The 18,371-nt window shown below is 66.3% G+C and carries 21 protein-coding genes; 18 read left to right on the top strand and 3 right to left on the bottom strand.

What is annotated here, in order from left to right; genetic code table 11:
* Positions 1-44 precede the first annotated feature (44 nt).
* The 4 genes from CUR96_RS00485 to CUR96_RS00500 are packed head-to-tail and all read left to right on the top strand — an operon-like array spanning position 45 to position 1,910.
* A complete protein-coding gene (locus CUR96_RS00485; RefSeq protein ID WP_102191328.1) occupies positions 45-821 on the top strand; it encodes a hypothetical protein in 777 nt (258 codons plus the stop codon).
* Positions 818-1,204 carry a hypothetical protein gene (locus tag CUR96_RS00490; RefSeq protein WP_102191329.1) on the top strand — a complete coding sequence of 129 codons (387 nt, stop codon included), beginning with the start codon at positions 818-820 and terminating at the stop codon, positions 1,202-1,204. The genes CUR96_RS00485 and CUR96_RS00490 overlap by 4 nt, the downstream gene beginning before the upstream one ends.
* On the top strand, positions 1,201-1,551 hold the full coding sequence (locus CUR96_RS00495; RefSeq protein ID WP_102191330.1) for a hypothetical protein: 351 nt from the start codon (positions 1,201-1,203) through the stop codon (positions 1,549-1,551). The genes CUR96_RS00490 and CUR96_RS00495 overlap by 4 nt, the downstream gene beginning before the upstream one ends.
* A complete protein-coding gene (locus tag CUR96_RS00500) occupies positions 1,548-1,910 on the top strand; it encodes a hypothetical protein (RefSeq protein ID WP_102191331.1) in 363 nt (120 codons plus the stop codon). Before CUR96_RS00495 ends, CUR96_RS00500 begins: the two co-directional genes overlap by 4 nt.
* Here the strand turns inward: CUR96_RS00500 and CUR96_RS00505 are convergent.
* From CUR96_RS00505 to CUR96_RS00515, 3 genes are read right to left on the bottom strand one after another with little or no spacing between them, the layout of a single operon-like run.
* Positions 1,895-2,584, bottom strand: a complete 690-nt coding sequence (locus CUR96_RS00505) for a helix-turn-helix domain-containing protein (protein ID WP_146008097.1) — start codon at positions 2,582-2,584, stop codon at positions 1,895-1,897. The two genes, CUR96_RS00500 and CUR96_RS00505, sit on opposite strands and share 16 nt — an antisense overlap.
* Positions 2,585-2,644: 60 nt before the next feature.
* Positions 2,645-2,890, bottom strand: coding sequence for a hypothetical protein (locus tag CUR96_RS00510; RefSeq protein ID WP_102191333.1), 246 nt, complete (start codon positions 2,888-2,890; stop codon positions 2,645-2,647).
* The gene (locus CUR96_RS00515; RefSeq protein ID WP_102191334.1) at positions 2,890-4,527 is read right to left on the bottom strand and encodes a hypothetical protein; all 1,638 of its coding nucleotides are present in this window, start codon (positions 4,525-4,527) and stop codon (positions 2,890-2,892) included. Before CUR96_RS00515 ends, CUR96_RS00510 begins: the two co-directional genes overlap by 1 nt.
* 91 nt (positions 4,528-4,618) lie before the next feature.
* Between CUR96_RS00515 and CUR96_RS00520 the strand changes: the two genes are divergently transcribed.
* From CUR96_RS00520 to CUR96_RS00585, 14 genes are all read left to right on the top strand, one after another.
* Positions 4,619-5,680: a hypothetical protein gene (locus tag CUR96_RS00520; protein WP_102191335.1), complete on the top strand. Its 1,062-nt coding sequence runs from the start codon at positions 4,619-4,621 to the stop codon at positions 5,678-5,680.
* A 556-nt stretch (positions 5,681-6,236) separates the two neighbouring features.
* Positions 6,237-6,443, top strand: coding sequence for a hypothetical protein (locus tag CUR96_RS00525; protein ID WP_102191336.1), 207 nt, complete (start codon positions 6,237-6,239; stop codon positions 6,441-6,443).
* 238 nt (positions 6,444-6,681) lie between these two features.
* On the top strand, positions 6,682-11,805 hold the full coding sequence (locus tag CUR96_RS00530; RefSeq protein ID WP_102191337.1) for a CHC2 zinc finger domain-containing protein: 5,124 nt from the start codon (positions 6,682-6,684) through the stop codon (positions 11,803-11,805).
* Position 11,806: 1 nt separating this feature from the next.
* Positions 11,807-12,385, top strand: a complete 579-nt coding sequence (locus CUR96_RS00535; RefSeq protein WP_102191338.1) for a helix-turn-helix domain-containing protein — start codon at positions 11,807-11,809, stop codon at positions 12,383-12,385.
* Between the two features lie 155 nt (positions 12,386-12,540).
* Complete coding sequence (locus CUR96_RS00540; protein ID WP_102191339.1) at positions 12,541-12,786, top strand: hypothetical protein; 246 nt, start codon at positions 12,541-12,543, stop codon at positions 12,784-12,786.
* Between the two features lie 19 nt (positions 12,787-12,805).
* Positions 12,806-13,522, top strand: a complete 717-nt coding sequence (locus tag CUR96_RS00545) for a hypothetical protein (RefSeq protein WP_102191340.1) — start codon at positions 12,806-12,808, stop codon at positions 13,520-13,522.
* Positions 13,519-14,547, top strand: coding sequence for a hypothetical protein (locus CUR96_RS00550; protein WP_102191341.1), 1,029 nt, complete (start codon positions 13,519-13,521; stop codon positions 14,545-14,547). Before CUR96_RS00545 ends, CUR96_RS00550 begins: the two co-directional genes overlap by 4 nt.
* 144 nt (positions 14,548-14,691) lie before the next feature.
* Positions 14,692-15,048, top strand: a complete 357-nt coding sequence (locus tag CUR96_RS00555; protein ID WP_102191342.1) for a hypothetical protein — start codon at positions 14,692-14,694, stop codon at positions 15,046-15,048.
* A complete protein-coding gene (locus CUR96_RS00560; RefSeq protein ID WP_102191343.1) occupies positions 15,045-15,257 on the top strand; it encodes a hypothetical protein in 213 nt (70 codons plus the stop codon). The genes CUR96_RS00555 and CUR96_RS00560 overlap by 4 nt, the downstream gene beginning before the upstream one ends.
* Positions 15,258-15,287: 30 nt before the next feature.
* Positions 15,288-15,704 (top strand): hypothetical protein, encoded by a 417-nt coding sequence (locus CUR96_RS00565; RefSeq protein ID WP_102191344.1) that lies wholly within the window; start codon positions 15,288-15,290, stop codon positions 15,702-15,704.
* A gap of 12 nt (positions 15,705-15,716) precedes the next feature.
* A complete protein-coding gene (locus CUR96_RS00570; protein ID WP_102191345.1) occupies positions 15,717-15,932 on the top strand; it encodes a hypothetical protein in 216 nt (71 codons plus the stop codon).
* 1 nt (position 15,933) lies between these two features.
* On the top strand, positions 15,934-16,263 hold the full coding sequence (locus tag CUR96_RS00575; protein WP_102191346.1) for a hypothetical protein: 330 nt from the start codon (positions 15,934-15,936) through the stop codon (positions 16,261-16,263).
* An 11-nt stretch (positions 16,264-16,274) separates the two neighbouring features.
* Positions 16,275-17,471, top strand: a complete 1,197-nt coding sequence (locus tag CUR96_RS00580) for a hypothetical protein (protein ID WP_146008098.1) — start codon at positions 16,275-16,277, stop codon at positions 17,469-17,471.
* Positions 17,472-17,483: 12 nt separating this feature from the next.
* On the top strand, positions 17,484-18,194 hold the full coding sequence (locus CUR96_RS00585) for an SOS response-associated peptidase (protein WP_102191348.1): 711 nt from the start codon (positions 17,484-17,486) through the stop codon (positions 18,192-18,194).
* Positions 18,195-18,371: the final 177 nt, after the last annotated feature.

The following is an 18,371-nucleotide window of genomic DNA, read 5'->3' on the forward strand; positions in this document are numbered from 1 at the left end:
GCCACTCCTGCTCAGTGGACAGCACCGTCCGCGCGGAGGGCCCCATGACCCGCACCAGCAACCACCACGACCCGTACTACTCGCCCAGCAGCCCGGTCGGTCGGGTGCGCGCCGAGCGCTTGAAGTACCTCGCACCGCAGCCAGCAGCGGGAAACGCGTGGGAACGAACAGAGACGTTCGACCCCAGCAACGGCACCGTGGTCGACCCGGCGCACGAAGCCGAGGGCGCACTACTGCTCCTCGACTATTACGAGGCGGTCCGCCGCGACCGGCACATCTACTGGCTGTCCTTCGCTGCCGCGCTCTTCGGAGTCGGTGGGCTCGGAGTCCTGATCGGCTGGCTGACCAGCGACGTCATGTTCACCATCATCGGCATCGGGGGAGGCCTCTTCATCGCGTATGCGCTCCTGACCGGTTCGATCACTCTCCCGGGAAAAGCCGGCGCCGCCAAGGAGGCGCTCACATCTTCTGGGCACTTCCGCGACCGCAGCCTGCTGGACGGGTATCTCATCACTACCCACAGCCCGGCAGTGATCTGGGAGGCCATCGACCTCGAGAAGCGACGCCGCGCGGTCGACTATGAGGCCGTGCACCTCAGTGCTCACCTTCACCTGACCGAGCACCGCCAGACCGAGATCACGCAGCTGCAGCAGCAGGAGCAGGAACTCCGCCGGCGAATCGTCGACATGCTCGACCAGCGTCCCGACACCACTCACCTGTCCGACGAGATGCGCGACAACTTCGGGGCCCACATCACGCTCGCCCAGCTGTCTCCGAACTCGGTGCAGACCATGTGGGACGAGGGCGGCGAGCAGCGATGAGCCCTGAGACGCACCAGCTCGCGGTGGAGTTCCTCGAGACGAAGGCCGGCATCGAGTACTCGGCCGACGTCGAGCGCACACCCGAGTGGCGCGACGCCGTCGACCAGGCGCACGAGGCCCCGCCCGCACCGCCCATCACGGTGTCCATCACCCTGCCGATGTACACCCCACAGGAACTCGTCGACCGCATCACCGCGCTCGCCGAAGGTCTCACCGTCGTCGAGGGCATCAAGGACACCGAGGTGTACCTGGTGCGCACCTGCAGAGGATGTGGGTGCACCGATGAGGAAGGCTGCTTCGGCGGGTGCTGGTGGACCAGCGAGACCGACGATCTGTGCTCGAGCTGCGCAACGCAGGATGCCCCGACAGGAGCACAGCGATGAACGGGAGCTACCGCGGCCGCCGACTGTTCATTCGCTCCACGCTGAACAGTGTCCCCGGGAAGCTCCCCTGGCCGATGACGGTGGGGGAGATGGTGCGGTACTACGTGATCCTGGTCGCGGTTGGGTTGGCCGTCATCGTCGGTGGCGGCTGGATCGGAGTACTCCTGTTCGAACCGTCACCATGGCGGCTGCTGCCGATCGCGCTGCTGTTCGTTCTGGTGCGGTTCGTGATCGCCCGGCCGCTGATGCGCGCACTCCGGCCCCATGATGTCACCGAACGGTGGACGGCATTCGAGGCACAGGGAGATCCCGTCGACCAGCGCGCTCGACGCTGGAGGCAGCGATGACGATCACGCAGCCCGTGACGTGCCCGGAGACGTGGGCCGAGTTCGAGGCCGTGAAGTCGCGCATGATCGACACTCACGGTCGTCCGCTGGCCTCTGAGCTCTGCTCGTCGTGCGGGACGACGCACTTCACGGTGGAGCCGTGTGTCTCCGAGGTGCCCTGTCCGACATGCGGGTCGACGAAGGCGCGCTGCGTGCGCCCGTCCGAGCATGAAGCAGCTGGCTGGCATGCGGCGCGGGTCGCTGCCTTCGACGAGCTGCGCGACGAGCGTGAGGCCGCGGGGATGCCGCAGGTCGCGATCTGGCCGCGAGAGCCGATCGGTGGTCTGTTCGACATGCTCGAGGACTACGAGCTGCCCTGATCGTCTTTAGCCGGAGGGCGACGCGCGAGATCTTGCAGGATGCGGAAGACTTCGGTCGGGGGAATCCCGGTGCGAGCGGCGATCTTCCGAACACTCAGCCCTTCCTCGTGAGCCTGGTGCACAGCGCGGCGCTTGAGCATCCGCCGACGATTTTCGGTGAGTTTCGCGACAAACCCTGCCTGACGCAAGGACAGCACGTCGATCTCCGCGGAGTCAGCGACCTCATCGGAGAACACGATCTGCTCGATTTCTTGGACGCTCATCCCTTGTTCTCGGAGCACCTCAACGGCACGGCTCAGCCGAGCATCGACCGCGGCTATCTGTGCAGCGGCCTGAGTGTTGATCTCTTCCAACGCGCTGCGCGCGGCATAGGGGTTGTGTACTGCGAGTGCACCGAATGGGGTGTGCTGCAGCATGAAGAATGCCTCGGCGGAGGGGGTGGGTCGATCGTCGACGATGACGGCGCGCACCTCATCACTGTCGGATGCCGTGCGCCACAGACCGTCCGCGCATTGGCCGAACCCGTACGAACGAGCCACGCGGTGGAGTTCCGCGACAGTGCCGACGGTTTCGTCTAGGTCCAACAGGGCAAGCAGGCGCCCGGTCGATCTAGGGCCAGACGTCAGCGCATCCACGACACGTGCCCCCAGCTGCGGTGAACCGTTCATCGGCATCCTCCGTTTCTTCTATTGCCCTCACTGTTCCACACTGGAACAGTGAGGGCAATAGATGCGTCAGCTCTTCTGTCTCGCGATCTGTTCGGCCGCTTCGACGACCTGTTCCCAGGTGAAGAACGCGCGCTGCCGACCGTTGAGCTTGATCACCGCCCACGGTGTGGGCTGCTCGAGCGCGTACCGGGCCTGTCCGTAGACGGTGACCTGGACGCAGTGATGTTCCCAGAGCGTCTCGTGCCCCGGACTGGATGCCGCGATCGCCGTGCGGAGCTCGTCGACGTGCTGCTGCAGCGTGGATGCCGACATCAGTGCTGAACCAGCAGCTGGGCTACATCGACCGTGGTCGTCTCTGGGCCTTCCGGGTCGTAGACGAGGTTGCGGACGGCATTGTGGTTGACCGGCAGACCGGATGCCTCGAGGTACTGGATGAGGCTGGTGACCAGCTCCGCGGGGCTTCCGCCGGCGTACCCGCTCGCCCACGTTCCGGTGGGGTTGATCCGGGGCACCAGGTGTGAGGGCTTCCCGTCGACCAGCAGCGTCGCGATCGTGTCGAGCTTGCCGTCGAGGTGGATCTGGTCGGCGGTGGTTGCCAGCGGTGCTTCGCCCGGCCAGAGGACCGCGACCGAGCCTGCAGAGTTGACGGCGATGTGATTGCCGAACATGTCTCGCCCGAAGCTGATCTCGTATCCGAGGTCCTCTGCCAGGGCTCCGGCGAGGAGGCGGTGCTCGCGTCGACGGTCTTCCGGCGCGATGGGCGCGAGCTGGCGGCCGCTGATGTACCGCGCGACACCGGGGTTGCGACGGGAGCTCATGTGCACGATGCGGCCATCGATGTCGACGCTGAGGAACCGCTGGTAGGTCTCACGGCGGGCCTCATCCTGGATGCCGTGGGTGAGAGCCCAGGCGACCCTTCGCGCCACTCGGTTCGCGCGTGCGTCGGGTGTCGCGGAGGCGTCGTCAACCTGCATGATCCATTCGATGAGGCTGTCGATGGTCGCGGCGGCGACATCGCTGTCGCTGGGGCCGTCGGTGTAGTACGTCTCCATCAGCGCGTGTTCCTCGGGAGTGAGGCGCCGGGAACGTCGGCGCACGGCCCACAGAACGTCCGACTCCCTCTCGCGCCATTCCGGGTCGCTGGTGTGGCCCTCCGTGCGCTCTGCATCTTCGTCGATCCATCGCAGCATCTGCGCAGCCAGGTCCTGCGCGTACACCCGCTGCTCCTCCGGCAGGGGAGCAGTGGCGAGCACCCGCAGATCCTCGACGTGAGCGGTGATCCACTTCTCGTTCGCAGGGATCTCGATCGTTCCGCCGGCAGCCCTGAACCGGCGCACGTTCTCCTCGGTCAGCGTCCCAGCTGGATACATCTCCACCGGTCCACCCACCGCGGCGACCAGGTCGTCGTACGGGACATTGGACCAGGTCGGGTTGCTGAACTCTCCCGGGGTCGGCTCGGTGAGCACAACGTTGCTCGTCATGGCGGGAGAGGTGCTCCGGAAGTCCTGGAGCCAGCACACGTTCTCACCGAGCACAAGAGGCAGCTGGTGTGCGATCGCCCCGACGTAGGCTTCGATCTTGCTCGACAGACCGGGGGAGGGCTCAATCGACGAGAGCAGGGCGATGACGTATCCCTCGCCCTGCCAGGCGCGCACATAGACGCTCTCCGATGGCGGATAGTTGTACTGCAGCGTGACCGTGAAGATGTCGTCGACGACTCGAGGAAGCGGTGCCGACGCCTTCGGGAGCATCGACAGTGAGAGCGTGGTCGCTTCCTCACGGCTGCGCTTGTACGCCCGGATCGACGACGAGCTCCACACCCTGTTCCGTGGGCCGAGCGTCGCCGCTGGGCGCGGGAATCCCTCCTGCCCGATCAGCTGTCGCACACGCCCCTCGGAGACCTCCAGGATCTCCGCAATGCCTTCGATGCCCACAAGTCCCAGTGCCATCTCGCACCCTCCGATCAGTAGCTAGCGTTAATGCTAGCCGAGACATTAGCATTAACGCTAACGGCTATCGTCAGAGTGAAGGGAGGTCACGGTGAGCACACCCGATCCCATCTCTCTCGCGCCCCGCGACGTCCGAACCGCATGGAGCGCCGGCACACGCCCGCTCCAGGAGGCATTCCCCTCGCACGCCGATCGGCTGCTACGCGCGATCGCCTACGCCCACTACGGACCCTTCCCCGTACCGATCCTCATCACCGGCAAGGAGCGGGTCGGCAAGACCACCCTGATCAACGCGCTCGCCGAGCTCACCGGACAACTCGACGCGCCACCGATCAAGCAGCTGAGCCTCAACGGCATCCGCGCGGCCGCGCAACCAGGACGCCCTCTGCTCATCGATGACGCAGCGCCGACGGCATCACTCGCCCGTCCGTCGATGCTCAGCCAGATCGCCGGAGAGGTCTACGCCGTCCGCAGCACCCCACTGCACGACGTCAGCATCCTCGGCGCATCCGGAGACCAGCCCATCGACCTGCACACCCTCCCACGCGTGATCCACGTGCATCTCGGCACCCGTCAGCAGATCAAACCTCTGCGCGCCGTCGGCGCCGAGCCCGCAACCGCCGCACGCATGCTGATCCACTCCCACCTGCAGGCGAACACCCCGCACATCAACCTGGACCCCGACGCGCGGTACGCAGCCGTGCTCGCCGCGGATCCGGATGCCGCGCACGAGCGGCGCCGCGGTGCAGCGCTCTACGTCGGTGACCGGATCCTCTCCGAGCTCGCGCTCATTCCCTCGAGTAGTGAGGCCCCCCGCTGGCTGGAACCCGACGATCGCGTCGTGTGGGCGCTGCGCGCTGCGATCCGGTACATGCGTGCGAACGGCGGGGTGATTGCCGGCTCCGCACACGAAAGCGCAGAGTGGATCATCGGTCGCGCCGAAGGCGATCAGGTGATGCTCTTCCCCAGCGAAGCCCTCACGTTCATCCGAGCGGAGCTCGGCGATCGCACAACTACGACGAACGCCGTCACTCGAGCGCTGTCCCGCCTCCGCCTCATCTCCACCGACAGCGCTCAGGGCGGCACGGTGCCCGTGAAGCTAAACGGCCGGCTCGTGCGCGCCTGGCGGATGCCGGCAACCGCCCTCGACTGATCGCGACACGCCGACACATCGGCGGCGGGGACAATAGCTGCGTCCACGACTCACCTCATCGAGCCCTCACCGCACGCCTGCACACCACCACAGTCACATCGGAGTGGAGACGCTGAGTTACGACTTTCGAAGGTGTAGCGCGCTCTGATACACCTTTTGGGGGTGTAGCAAGCCACCCCCTCTGACCTGGGGTTTTATTTGGCTGCTACACCTGGCCGATTCCAAGGTGTAGCAAGATTTTTAGCATGTGATCTGGCTTTAGTTCGACGGCCACCACTTGATACACCTTTTCAAACGGACATATACCGTGTGTGTGCGTGCGCGCGAGGGTCAAAGGTGTAGCAAGCCGGCAGGTGAGGAATCTTGGAGAACTTTGTCCGCGAACGTCGGGAGTGAGCGCTTATATGGGTATGGGCACTTCACGCGCAGAACACACTCGCCGAGAACAAACCCGCAAACGGTTTACGTTTCGTGGTAGACATGCCGTATGTCAGCTGAACGTTCTCGCTATCACGGAGGCGGAAGGGTCTCACGAGGCCCGCGATCTGCGCTTGCCATGCGCGTTCCAGCAGAGCAGGCCGAGATTTACCGGCAGCGAGCTGACGAACTCGGCATCCCCCTCAGCAGCTGGGTGGCTCTTGTCCTCGCTCAGCGCGAAAACCTCGACATCCCCGACTACGTCCAGGACGAGATCAACAAGGCGGAGCGCGAGCGCGCCGTCGAAGCGACCAGGCAGGAGTTCGACATGCCACGGTCGGCTTAACGCATTGAACCCCGTCGACCGGCAAGTCGACGGGGTTCAGAAGCGATTTGGGTCACAACCTCCGGCAAGAGGTTGATCAAGTAAGTGATGGGTTTTCACTAGCTATCCCTAAGAGACGAATCTCAGAGGAGACACTGTTGATTGTAGCGGCTTTGTCGCGGATGTCTACCACCGTTGCTACCACTGATGTAGCAGCCGGTGACATCCGTTGCACCCTCCTGGAGGAGGTGCAGCGGCGATGACTCTGGAAGCTCCCTCCTTCTCGGCCGCGGCGACGTCGCTCGACCGGGTCTTCGAAGCGCTCGACCGCGGCGGGTACAAGCCCGAGAAGCGTTCGAACTCGTTCAAGGCGCTCTGCCCGATCCATGGCGACGCGAAGCAGTCCCTCTCGGTGAAGTACGACTCCTCCGCCGGCAAGATCCTGTTCCACTGCTTCGGCTGCGAGGCCCCCGCCGGCGAGATCGCCGCGGCGCTCGGCCTGACGATGAGCGACCTGTTCGATGCGCCGCTGCCGGACAACCCCGACCGGCGACGCAACGGCAGCAACAGGAAGCCCCCGCGCCCGAAGCTCCCCCCGCGCATCACTCGGGACGAGACCGCCCCCAAGGCCCCGGACCTGTCCGGTGCCGAGTGGCACGAGACGAAGGTCTACCCGTACCCGAACGCCGAGGGCGTCGTGGTCCAGCGGGTCCACCGCCGCGAATGCGTAGTCGACGGCATCCGCCACAAGGAGTTCCACCAGACCTACCGCGGCGCCAACGGCAACTGGGTCAAGAACAAGCCCAAGGGCTACGAGCCGCTGTTCTACAACCTGCCCGCCGTGCTGCAGGCCGTCGCCGTCGGCGGCGACGTCTGGATCCTCGAGGGGGAGAAGGACGCCGACTCCGCGATCGCCGAAGGCCTCACCGGCACCACGAACGCCGGTGGCGCGATCTCCGAGAAGCAGCTTCCCACCGAGATGCTCGCCCAGCTGCAGGGAGCGACCGTCCGGATCGTCGCCGACAACGACGCCGCTGGCGCCAAGCGCGTCGTGTACCTGAGCACGAAGTTCACCGAGCTCGGCATCGCCCACCACATCTACCTGCCCACCCTCGCCAACCGGAAGGCCGACTTCACCGACCACCTCGACGCCGGCGGAACCGTCGACACCCTCATCGAGATCTCGATCGACGACGCCCGCACCATGGTCGCTGCAGCCGAGTCCGAGCGCCTGGTCACCGGGCCTACCGGAGTCGCCGTCTGCCTCAAGGAGGCCACCGCCCAGCTCGAGAGCAAGCTGCAGGACCGCGGCACCGCGGAACAGCACGCCGAAGCCTGGGCCCGGGAGTCCCTCACCCGCTTCGAGAAGATCCGCTACGCCGCCCCGATCGTCGCCAACGAGACCGCCCTCACCGACCGCGGCCGCGAGGCCCTCGACGCCTACGCTGCAACCCTCCGCGAAGGTGCCCAGCTCGCCGCCGACACCTACCGGACCGCAGGCCTCGACCTCCCCAAGCCGATCTCACTCGCTCTCGCCGCGGCGACTCCCGCGTCGACCGAGGAAGCACCCGTCGACGAGCAGCCCCCGGCCGAGGATGGCCCCGGACAGCCGCATGTCGTCGGCGGTGGCGGTGGTGGTAACGGTGTGTTCTTCGGCAACGCCGAGAGCGAGGACCGCCCCGAGAAGCGGATCCGGATCATCGGCTCCGAGTACCGCGTCGTCGAAGGGGAGACGGTGTTGGTCAAGTCCGTCCCCGGTGACGGCGAGGGGGAGTGGATCGAGAAGTACTATCGGGTGATGCGCGGCTGGGCCGAGGTGCAGACCGTCGCCGTCGAGGACGATGGCACCGAGGACGACTTCGCCCGCGCCCCCCACATGATCGCGATCAAGTTCTTCCGCTGGCTCCGGGACCCCCACGGCAAGCCGATCCGCGACCAGGAGACCCGCGAGGTGAAGAGCGAGTCCGTGCTGCTCAAGTACAACGAGGACCAGCTGCGGGACGGGTCCTGGGCGCAGGCGCTGCCGTGGCCCGGATTCCTCGAGACGAACTCCCGCCGTGGACGCGACCAAGCCTGGGATGCGATTTTCAGCGCCAGACAGACCGTCGACGCCCGCAGCATCGTTCACACCACGGTCGGCTGGCGCAACGCCGACACCGGACCCTACTTCGTCCACGCCGCCGGAGCGATCGCCAAGGGCGGACCCGTCCATGCCGAGGTCGACGTCGACAAGACCTCGAGCATCTACACGATGCCCGAGCCCACCACCGACCCGAAGGTGCTGCGGCAGGCCTGGCTCGATGGGACCCTCACGCTCAAGGAGTCCGAACTCCCGGCCCGTGTGATCGCCCCGCTGCTCGGCCACGCCTGGACCGCTCCGGTGCTGCCCGGCCCGATCATCCTGCACCTGGTGGGCGGGTTCGCGTCCTACAAGAGCTCCCACTCCCGTCTGCCCGTCCAGTACTTCGCCCCGGACCTCACGTACACCACGAAGGGCCTGATCTCCGGTGCGTCTTCCGGCGCCACGGCGATCGCACTGCCGCGACTGCTGAGCACGATCAACCACGTCCCGGTGATCGTCGATGACTTCGCCCCTGACGGCGACGCGAAGGGCGCGATCCGCCGCATCAGCGCACTCGGCCGCACCATCTTCAACGGCATCGGCCGTCTCCGTGCCCGGCAGCGCAAGGGCACCGAGTCTGACCGTCCGATCCTCGCCAGCGTTATCACCTCGGGCGAGCTCTCCGCCCAGGGATCCGCCGACTCCCGCATCGTGAACCTGCCCCTGGACCCGGCCACCGTCCGCAACGGCGGCGAGATCTTCGCCCGCCTCGAGTCCAAGAAGAACCGGCATGCCCGTGCCACGATCGGTGCCGCCCTGGTGCGCTGGATCGCCGAGCGCCGCGACGTTCTCATCGCCGAGTTCACCGACGCGGAGAGCGACCCGCAGCACCGTCTCTCGACGTCGACGTACTGGCGCGACACCATCCCGAAGATCGCCGGCCACAACGGTCTCCACGACCGCCTGGTGCAGAGCGCCACGGTCCTTGACCGCGGCATCGTCGTGATGTTGATGATGCTGCAGGAGCTCGGTGTGATCACCAAGCCCGAGGCCGACGAGTTCTACGTCTGGGCACGTCAGGGCATCTTCGAGGCCATGAACCTGCAGGACTCCGCGGCATCCGACCCGGCCGAGCAGCTGCTCGAGTACCTCCGCGAGGCGATCGCCAACGGCACCGCCCACCTGTCCGGATTCGACGGCGTCCGGCCCGACAGCCCCGGCTCGATGGGGTGGACCGACCAGAGCAACGGCATGGAGCCGATGTGGAAGGCCAACGGTTCCCGCCTGGGCGTCATCAGCCAGGACGGCACCCGCGTCTACCTGTTCACCGGCACCTCGCTCGGCATCGCCAACGCGATGTCGCAGCGGGCCGATGAGGCCTTCTCCGAGACGAAGGTGTCGATCGCCTCATCGCTGCAGTCGCACGGCTGGCTGGTCGTCGACGCGGCCGGCAAGCGCAGCGTGAACCGCCGCATCGGCCAGGGTATGCAGGCCCGCGTCTGGGACATCCCCCTCAGCGCGCTGCTCGGTGCGAACGACGGCGGCGAAGGCCCCGAAGCTCCTGGCGGCACCACCGGCGGGGATACCCCGAACGGGGGAGCACCCACCCTCTTCGACGGGCCCATGGACTACGAGGCTCTTATCGAGCCCATTGAGCACGAAGAGGAACCCGCCGCGGCCGCGGTCGAGGAGCCACCTGCTCCGACCGAGCCCGAGTCGGCGCCGGAGGCACCCGCGGTCGCGCCGGCGGCCGCCGTCGACAAGGCACCCGCCGCAGCTGCACCTGCAGCCCGCCCCGCATCGTCGAACGGTTCCTTCCGCGCCCCGCTCGGCGTCCTTCACACCGACGGCCTGTGGCTGCCCGACGGCGAGCTCGTCCGGGTCCAGGGACCGTTGCAGCACGCCGGTGACCTTGCACAGCTCGCCATCTCACTGAACCTCGGCACTCAGATCAACTCTGGAGCGAACCGGCTGCGCAAGACCGAGCGTGGTCAGATCTTCCTCACCGCCGAGGCCGCGGCCGCACTCGGACTCACGCTCCCGGACATGGACCCGCGCGACTCCGACTACGCCCCGTTGCTCAAGCAGACCACGACCGGTGCCGCGTTCCTCACCGGCGCCGTCGACGCCGGCTACTCGCTCACCGGCGACGGTGCCATGGCCGGATCGATCGACGTGTGGCGGGAAGACGACAAGAGCATCGGCGTACACATCGGGCTCATCCCCGCGCAGAATGACGCCTTCATCCGCACCATCCTCCGCCCGGTCACCGATGACGAGTCCGGCGAGTCCCTGCAGCCGGATCCGGCGACCATCGCCCGCCGCCTGGGCCGGTACGCCCTGGCGATGCGGTTCCCGTACCGCAACAGCGCAGCCACGACCGGCATCAAGCTCATGACGGCCACGCACGTGCGGGACGACCACGACCGGCTGTTCACCCCGGTGGCTAAGCCTCTGGTGCTGCGCGAGGCTGGCTACGCCGAGGACGACTTCAACTGGCAGCGTCAGCTCACCCCGGCCGAGCGCGAGCACCAGTGGGTGCACGCCTTCGACCGCGGAGGCAGCTATCTCGCCGCCGTGGCCGGCCTCGAGCTGGGCATAGGCACTCCGACCCACCATGAGGGCCCGCTGCAGTTCATCACCGACTCCAAGCGGCCCGACTTCAACCGCCTCCCCGGCTACTGGAAGATCACCGCCCCGGAGCAGGGCTCCTGGCTCACCCCGTACCTGTTCACCGCGACCGGCCGTTTCGGACCCGCGCTCGTCGGCACCGAGATCTGGATCGCCACCCCGACCATGGAGCTCGCCCACGAGCTCGGCATCGAGCTCGAGATCCACGAGGCCTGGCTGTGGCACGAGAAGGGCCGTGTCCTCGACAGCTGGTACAAGCGGATGAAGGAAGCCCGCGACCTCCTCGACACCGGAGACGAAGACGACAGCGCCGCCCGCGACCTCGTCAAGAGCACCTACGTCGCAGGCATCGGCATGCTCGACTACCGCGGCCGTCACGACCAGCTCGCGATCTGGGCACCGCACCGCCACGACCACATCGTGGCCAAGAGCCGCGCGAATATCCTCCGCCGGATCCTCCAGATCGGTGAGGCGAAGAACCGGTGGCCCGTCGCGATCGAGAAGGACGCGATCCTCTACACCAGCGACTCCATCGAGGGCGTCGACGCCTGGCCCGGCGACCCGAAGCACTTCGGCCGCGGCCTCGGCCAGTTCAAGTACGAGGCCACCGCACAGGTGACCGAGCACCTCGAGTTCCTCACCGGATCCGGCCCGTACCGAGGGAAGTCCCACATGCAGGAGCTGATCTGAGATGGCACTGAACGCGGCACAGAAGATGCGGCAGGCGAAGGCCCTGTTCGAAGGTGTCACCGGGCAGAAGTTCGATGCTGTGAGCGGGAACACCGCATCCATGCTCAAGTTCCTCTTCCCCGGCAGCAGCGACCGCTACCCGATCGCCACGAAGGAAGCAGCCAAGAAGCTCGGCGTCAGCCCCGGCACCGTGCGCCGCTGGGTCCGCGGCGTGCAGAACCCTCGAGCGGAGATCGCCAAGAAGATCACCACCCGGGTCCGTCAGTCCATGACCACCCAGCGCGGCCGCGCCCAGATGGTCAAGCGCATGCAGGCACAAGGAGGCCTGCCCACCAAGCAGCGCACGATCCGCATCCAGGGCGTTCAGGGTCCCACTGCGGACCCGAACAACTGGGCCTACCTCCGTGACGGATACAGCAACCTCGACATGTCGCCCGAGGAACAGCAGCGCTTCTACGAGTCCTGGGTCCAGGGCGGCGACGCCGGCGCCGAGCGTTACATCACCGGCCTCTACAACTCTCCGGACCGCTATGTCGATGGTTGGCAGTTTCATGGCATCAAGGGAATCTCCTGGATGTGATCCCATACCCGCAACGCCTCCGAGCAGCCCTCCGCTCGGAGGCGTTGCGTCATCCCAGCCCGCCCGCTACTCTAGTGAATGTCAGATTCACTTATTCGAGATGAGGGACCCATGGACCGAAACCCTGCCACCACACGAAAGGCCGCACCCCCACCATGTCCAGCACCTGGGTCGATTACAGCTACTTCGCTGATGAGCTCAACGTCAAAGTTCAGACAATCCGCGTCTACGCCACCGCACGCCCGAGCGATGACCCCAAGAAGAAGAGCCAGCGGGCCGAGGACTTCCCCCAGCGCGTCAACGACGCCGCTGCCCGCACCCCGTACTTCGACAAGGCTGAGGCCGACGCCTGGATCGCCAAGCGCAAGGCTGAGGGCAAGGCACGCAAGCAGCCCGACTGACCACGACACGAGGCCGAGCATGACCGACGACACCGCACCGCTGTGGAACGTCCGCGAGGACGTCGACCTGAGCGAGCTCGAGCGCGCGTGGGGAGAGAGCAAGCTCAGCGAGGTCCTCGCCGCCACCCTCAACTCCTACAACCGCCTCGGCCGAGTCAACGCCGGCACCGCGGCCTACAACCTCGGCGTCAGCACGGGCACGATCCGCCGCTGGGTGCGGGACGGGGTCCCCGCCGCGCGCCGCGGCGACGTGATCTCCCTTGTGCGCCCCCCTCAGGGTGCCTTCACCCAGGAGCGCACGGACCACCTCAACGCCAGGTGGGCACTCACCAAGATCGCCGGGGAGCCCGCAAATGCCGAAGGTCTCTGGGGATACAAGGGCTGGCTCAAGCCCCACGACCTCGCCATCATCGCGATCGAGGACATGCCCGTCCACACGATCCGTCTGTCTGCGACCGACCGTTCCAAGGACTCCAACCGCCGACTCACCGCCGGCGGAAAGATCGTCTCGATCGTCACCTTCCCGAACTACTTCGCCGCCGTCCGCGCTCGCGCCGAGATCCTCGAAGACGTCTACGCCTTCCGCGTGCAGCTGCGCAACACCCACCTCGCCAGCGGCGCCGGCAAAGCCTGGCTCGCCGACGCACCCCACAAACCCCTGGCCTCCTACCGCAAGAAGCCCCGCAAACACGTCCGCCCTCTCCCCGGGAACACCGACAAGGAGGTCACCCGATGATCACCTACGCGACAGTCCCGGACCCCGACCTCGTCGAACTCTCGGGGATGCTCTCCTCGTTCGTACCCCTGCTCCAAGGGATCATGCTGATCACCGGGCTCGTCGCCGTGATCATCGGCGTCTTCCGCCTCTCCAGCGACTACGGCCAGGGCGGCTGGTCCTTCATCCTCTTCGGCCTGCTGTCAGCAGGACTGAGCTTCGTGCTCCCCTGGGCTTTCGGAGCTCTCAGCGGCGAGACCAACGAAAGCCCCAAGCCAACGTCAGAACCATCTCCACAACCGACGGGGAACAGCGAGCCCACCCGGGCACCAGACACCGTGCAGGAACCCGCCGACCTCACCTGGCTGTGGATCACACTCGCCGTCATCGTCGCCGCGATCCTCGCCGTCCTGCTGGTCTGGCTCATCATCCACCTGTCGACCCGCGCTCGCCGCGGCATCCGTGCCGCCCGAGAGCAGGCCGAGGCGCTGCGCGCACTGCAGGAGAGCCGAGCAGCCACCTGGCAGTCGTACCACGACCGCCACAGCGAGCTGCTGCGAAAGATCCTGCACGCCGAGACCGACTGGGACACCCTGTTCTTCATGCCGGCACTCAGCGACCCGAACGTCCCGCAGACACTCACGATGCTGCGCGCGATGCGCACCGCGAACACGCTGCGGGATACCGCCGGCAAGATGCCAACCAACCTCGACGACGATGACGACCTCACCAAGCTCCCGTTCCCTCGAGCGGTCGAGGACTTCGCCCTCGCCTGGGAGACTGCAGAGCGCCACGCTCGCAAGGTCGGACAGAAGAACGTGCCGCTCGCAGAGCGCCGCCTCATCAAGCAGATCCGCACCTTCCTCGACATGGCCGAGAACACCGCTGCGTCGCAGAACGAGCGCAACCTCGCCTACAAGCGCGCGCAGAGCCTGATGGAGGACCTCCAGTCGATCCACATCCCGGACCGCGCCCTGGAGCAGCTCGAGGAACGCAAGCTGCTCCAGCTCACCGTTGGCACCACGACCGTAGGAGCTCGATCATGACCGACCAGATGAGGGAGTGGACATGCCCCACGTGTGGCTTCGCAATGGTCGCTATTGACGCAGTCGCGCTCGGCAACGCGAAGCGTGCACACAACATCAACGCGCACCCGACACCCCACCAGAGCCGAGAAGAGGACTAGAAAGATGAGCAGCAAGCCGAACTACCGCACCGACGATCTTCCCGCCGACGCCGGCCCCTTCATCATCGAAAACGACCGCCACCAGTGGTGGGTCGTGACACGCGAGTACGTCTGGCGCGTGGGCGGAGGGGAGGGGCAGCCGCACAGCGATGAGATCCGCCTCGAGGTCGGCCCCTGGCGGTACGTCTCCGTGCCTCTTCCCTCGGACCTGCTGAGGGGGCAGACGAACGCGACAGGATCCCCGGAGCTGCGCCGCTCCCTGCACGCATCTTCGGATCGATTCCCGCAGCGCACCGTGCACGAGGAGCTGCTCCTTGCGGACCTCCCGCAGGACGAAAGCACGGCAGGATCGGCACGATGACCGACCAGGCTCCGGCAGCACCCGCAGATCCGGTCCTCGGCGGTTGGCGCGACCAGCCCGGCGGGAACGAGCTGTGGACTCAGATCCTCAAGGCATTCGGCCGCGCAGCCGAATCTCCGTCGCCGACCTCGGCCGACGCCGCATCCGCAGCCACGGACGCGGTCCCTGACGTGGATGTCCGCGATAGCACCGGCAGCGCCCCTATATGAGGTAGCTGCTCACCGACCGGAAGGACCACCATGACTACCCCGAACCGCTACGACCCCGCCGCGGCACGCCGCATGCTCATGAGCAGGCCGGGCCCCGGCAAGACCATGCCGAAAGAGATCCGGGTGGACGAGTCATGGACGTTGAGCTCCGCCCCGTCAAAGGAACTCGACCGCCTCATCCGCCGTGAGCGAAGCGTCCGGCCGCCAGCGGACCTGCAGGGCGGTGAGGCCTACCGCGCGTGGCTCCTCGAGCGAGTGGATGTCATCGCCGCCAGTGACGCGACAGACGAAGAACGTAACGAGACCGCCGCCTGGAGGGTGCGCATCACGGATGCCACCACACAGGAGCTGTGGTCCGAGTACCTCGACCAGCCTCACGACCTAGCTCGCCAGGCCCCCACCGGCTCTATGGTTCAAACCATCGCCGACTTCGACACCCCAAGATGAGTAGGCCAGACCATGCTCGGTGAGATCCCCGTCGAAATCCCGGAAGGAAGCGAGCTCCTCGCCGTGGCAACGTTCCTCCGCGACCAGAACGGCGAGCTCACGATGCGCATGGCCAACGTCATCGACGCCACGGAACCACTGACACCCGAGCAGCAGGCGCGTGCTCTGCGCCTGCTAGCCACCGGGGTGGAAGCAGAGGCGATCGCGCAGCGATCGACGCACATCTGAGATGCTGACCACGCACCCCACCCACAAGACGCCCTCGAAAGAAGCCACGATGAACACGGACCAAACGGACCTCATCCTGCAGAAGACCGCATCGGTGGCGTTCAGCTACTACCCGGAAATCATGATCGACAGCCCCGAGTTCGATCTGTGGTCTGAGGTCAACTACTGCCTCGAAGAGCTCCCTGATGGAGTGCTCTCGACCGAAGAACACAGCATGCTGCGCACTCTCATTGCCCGGGCAATCGTGGATCCCACAAAGCACCGCGAGACGCTCACGGACCTGCTCTTCGAGCTGAGCGACGAAAGCACTGCTGAACCCGACGCACAGTAGGGGTCCAGCCTGTGACTGACGGCACAGGCTCCGAATCAGGCAAGAGGCCGGATGAGGACCGACGTCGACGCAACCGCGCATGGAGAGCAGCGCACCCCGACCTTTCGCGTGCGTACAACCGGCAGTGGCGGGAGAACAACCCGGACAAGGTCGCAGAATCACGCCGCGCTTGGCGCGCGGCGAACCTCGACCGCAGCCGGGAACTCAACCGAGAGTCGATGAGGCGCCAGTCCGCACGGAAGAAGAAGCTCAGAGAGAAACGAGCAAAGGGCCGCGCCTGGTATGCGGAGCACCGCGAAGAACAGCGGGCGCGGGCACGCCGGTTCCGTGAGCAGAATCCCGAGAGGATCCGGGAGTACCAGCGCCGGTGGCGCGAGAAGGACCTCGACCATGCCCGAGAGGTGAACCGCCGAGGAAACCAGGCCTACAAGGACCGCCACGGCGAAGAGGTGCGTGCCCGCGGCCGCCGCGCAGCGGCCGCCCGAAGAGAGCGCGATCCGGACACGTTCAAGAAGTGGTACGAGGAGAACCTCGAGGCACAGCGCGCTCGAGGTCGTGAAGCGAGCAAGCAGCGCAGTCGGCTGAAACAGCTCGGCCTCCCACCCCGCAAGATCCAGCGCGTCTATGCCGAACAGAAGCGCGCGAATGCGCGCGCCGCCGACGAGTTCTTCGCCCAGCGACGCACGAAGGACGAGGTCCGCCGTGCCACAGATCCCAAAGCCGGCGCACTCCAGCGCACACGCACCTTCGACCTGGTCGAGCAGAACCTCGAGGAGCGTCGCGCCGAGGACTCATTCCTCCTGCGTCTCCCTGCACTCATCAGAACTCACAGGGCACGATACGGAGAGCGGATCCGCGGGGACGTCACCTTGGACAGTGCTGCACGGGTGGCCGCCGGCAAGCCACCGTACGACATCGATCAGGAGACTGGGAACCGCCTGCTCCGGGAGATCGTGGCACGGGAAGCACCGCTGCTGAACCCAGAGCGCATCGCCCAGCTGAGCAAGGTCATGCGCAAGGCCAAGAGCCAGATATCGACGACGGCTGAACCTGAGAGCACGGTGGGGGTAGCATCCGGGACGGATGCTGCAGCATCCGAGAGCCACGACGAACCCGGCAGCGCTGCAGACGCGATGGAGTGGGTCAAACCGCATGTGCGAGCAGGCGTGGAGATCCCTGGGTTCTACCGCCGCAGACGGACACAATGAAGGGAACAGGACATGTGTGGTCGGTTCGCCATGGACAAGAAAACGGACGAGCTCATCCGAGAGTTCGTCGCTGACGGAGGACGCGCCGAGGACTGGGCAGGCAGCTACTCCATCGCACCGACCACGACAGCACCTATCATCCGTGAACGGCTCGTCGACGACGTCATCCACCGCGAGATTGACCTCGCCCGGTGGGACTGGGACCGCCCAGCTAGCCGCCCGAAAGTTCCCATCATCAACGCCCGGATGGAGAAGCTCCCAGAGCGCTTCTGGGTGGGCCCATTCAGCCGTTCCAGGTGCATCGTGCCGATGCTCGGCTACTACGAATGGACAGGGGAGAAGGGAGCGAAGATCCCCCACTGGATCCACAGCGACGAGCTCCTTGCCGCAGCCGGCCTCACCTGGACGACCGAGATCGCCGGAGAACGGCAGCGCGTATTCGTCGTCGTTACCCGCGAAGCCCGCGACGCCTCAGGAGAGATCCATGACCGGATGCCGGCGTTCCTCACCGACGAGCTCCGGGATGCCTGGCTCGACCCTCACCCGCTGACCGTCGACGGGGACGTCACAGCTTCAAGAAGTAACCGACTGCAGCTGCTCGACGAGCTCGAAGCATCTTCCTCCATGATCGCCACCACGATGCGCACGCACATCGTGGACCGCAAGGTGAACAACGCTCGGACCGCCGATCCCACAGACCGCTCCCTCATCGAAGCCGCATGACTCGAATCGACTCGCAGACCGAGCATGACCAATCCGAGCGTCACCAAAACCGCGAGCCCGCGACCAGGCGCGGACGCGCAGCGGACGGCGCCGGGGACCGCCACGACCAAGAGCAACCACGACGGCATCCGGTCCACCGGATGCACAGGTGCATCGGCGCAGCCGATTGCCTTACCG

Origin of the sequence: Microbacterium aurantiacum (assembly GCF_002872075.1) — a bacterium.
Taxonomy (GTDB): domain Bacteria; phylum Actinomycetota; class Actinomycetes; order Actinomycetales; family Microbacteriaceae; genus Microbacterium; species Microbacterium aurantiacum_A.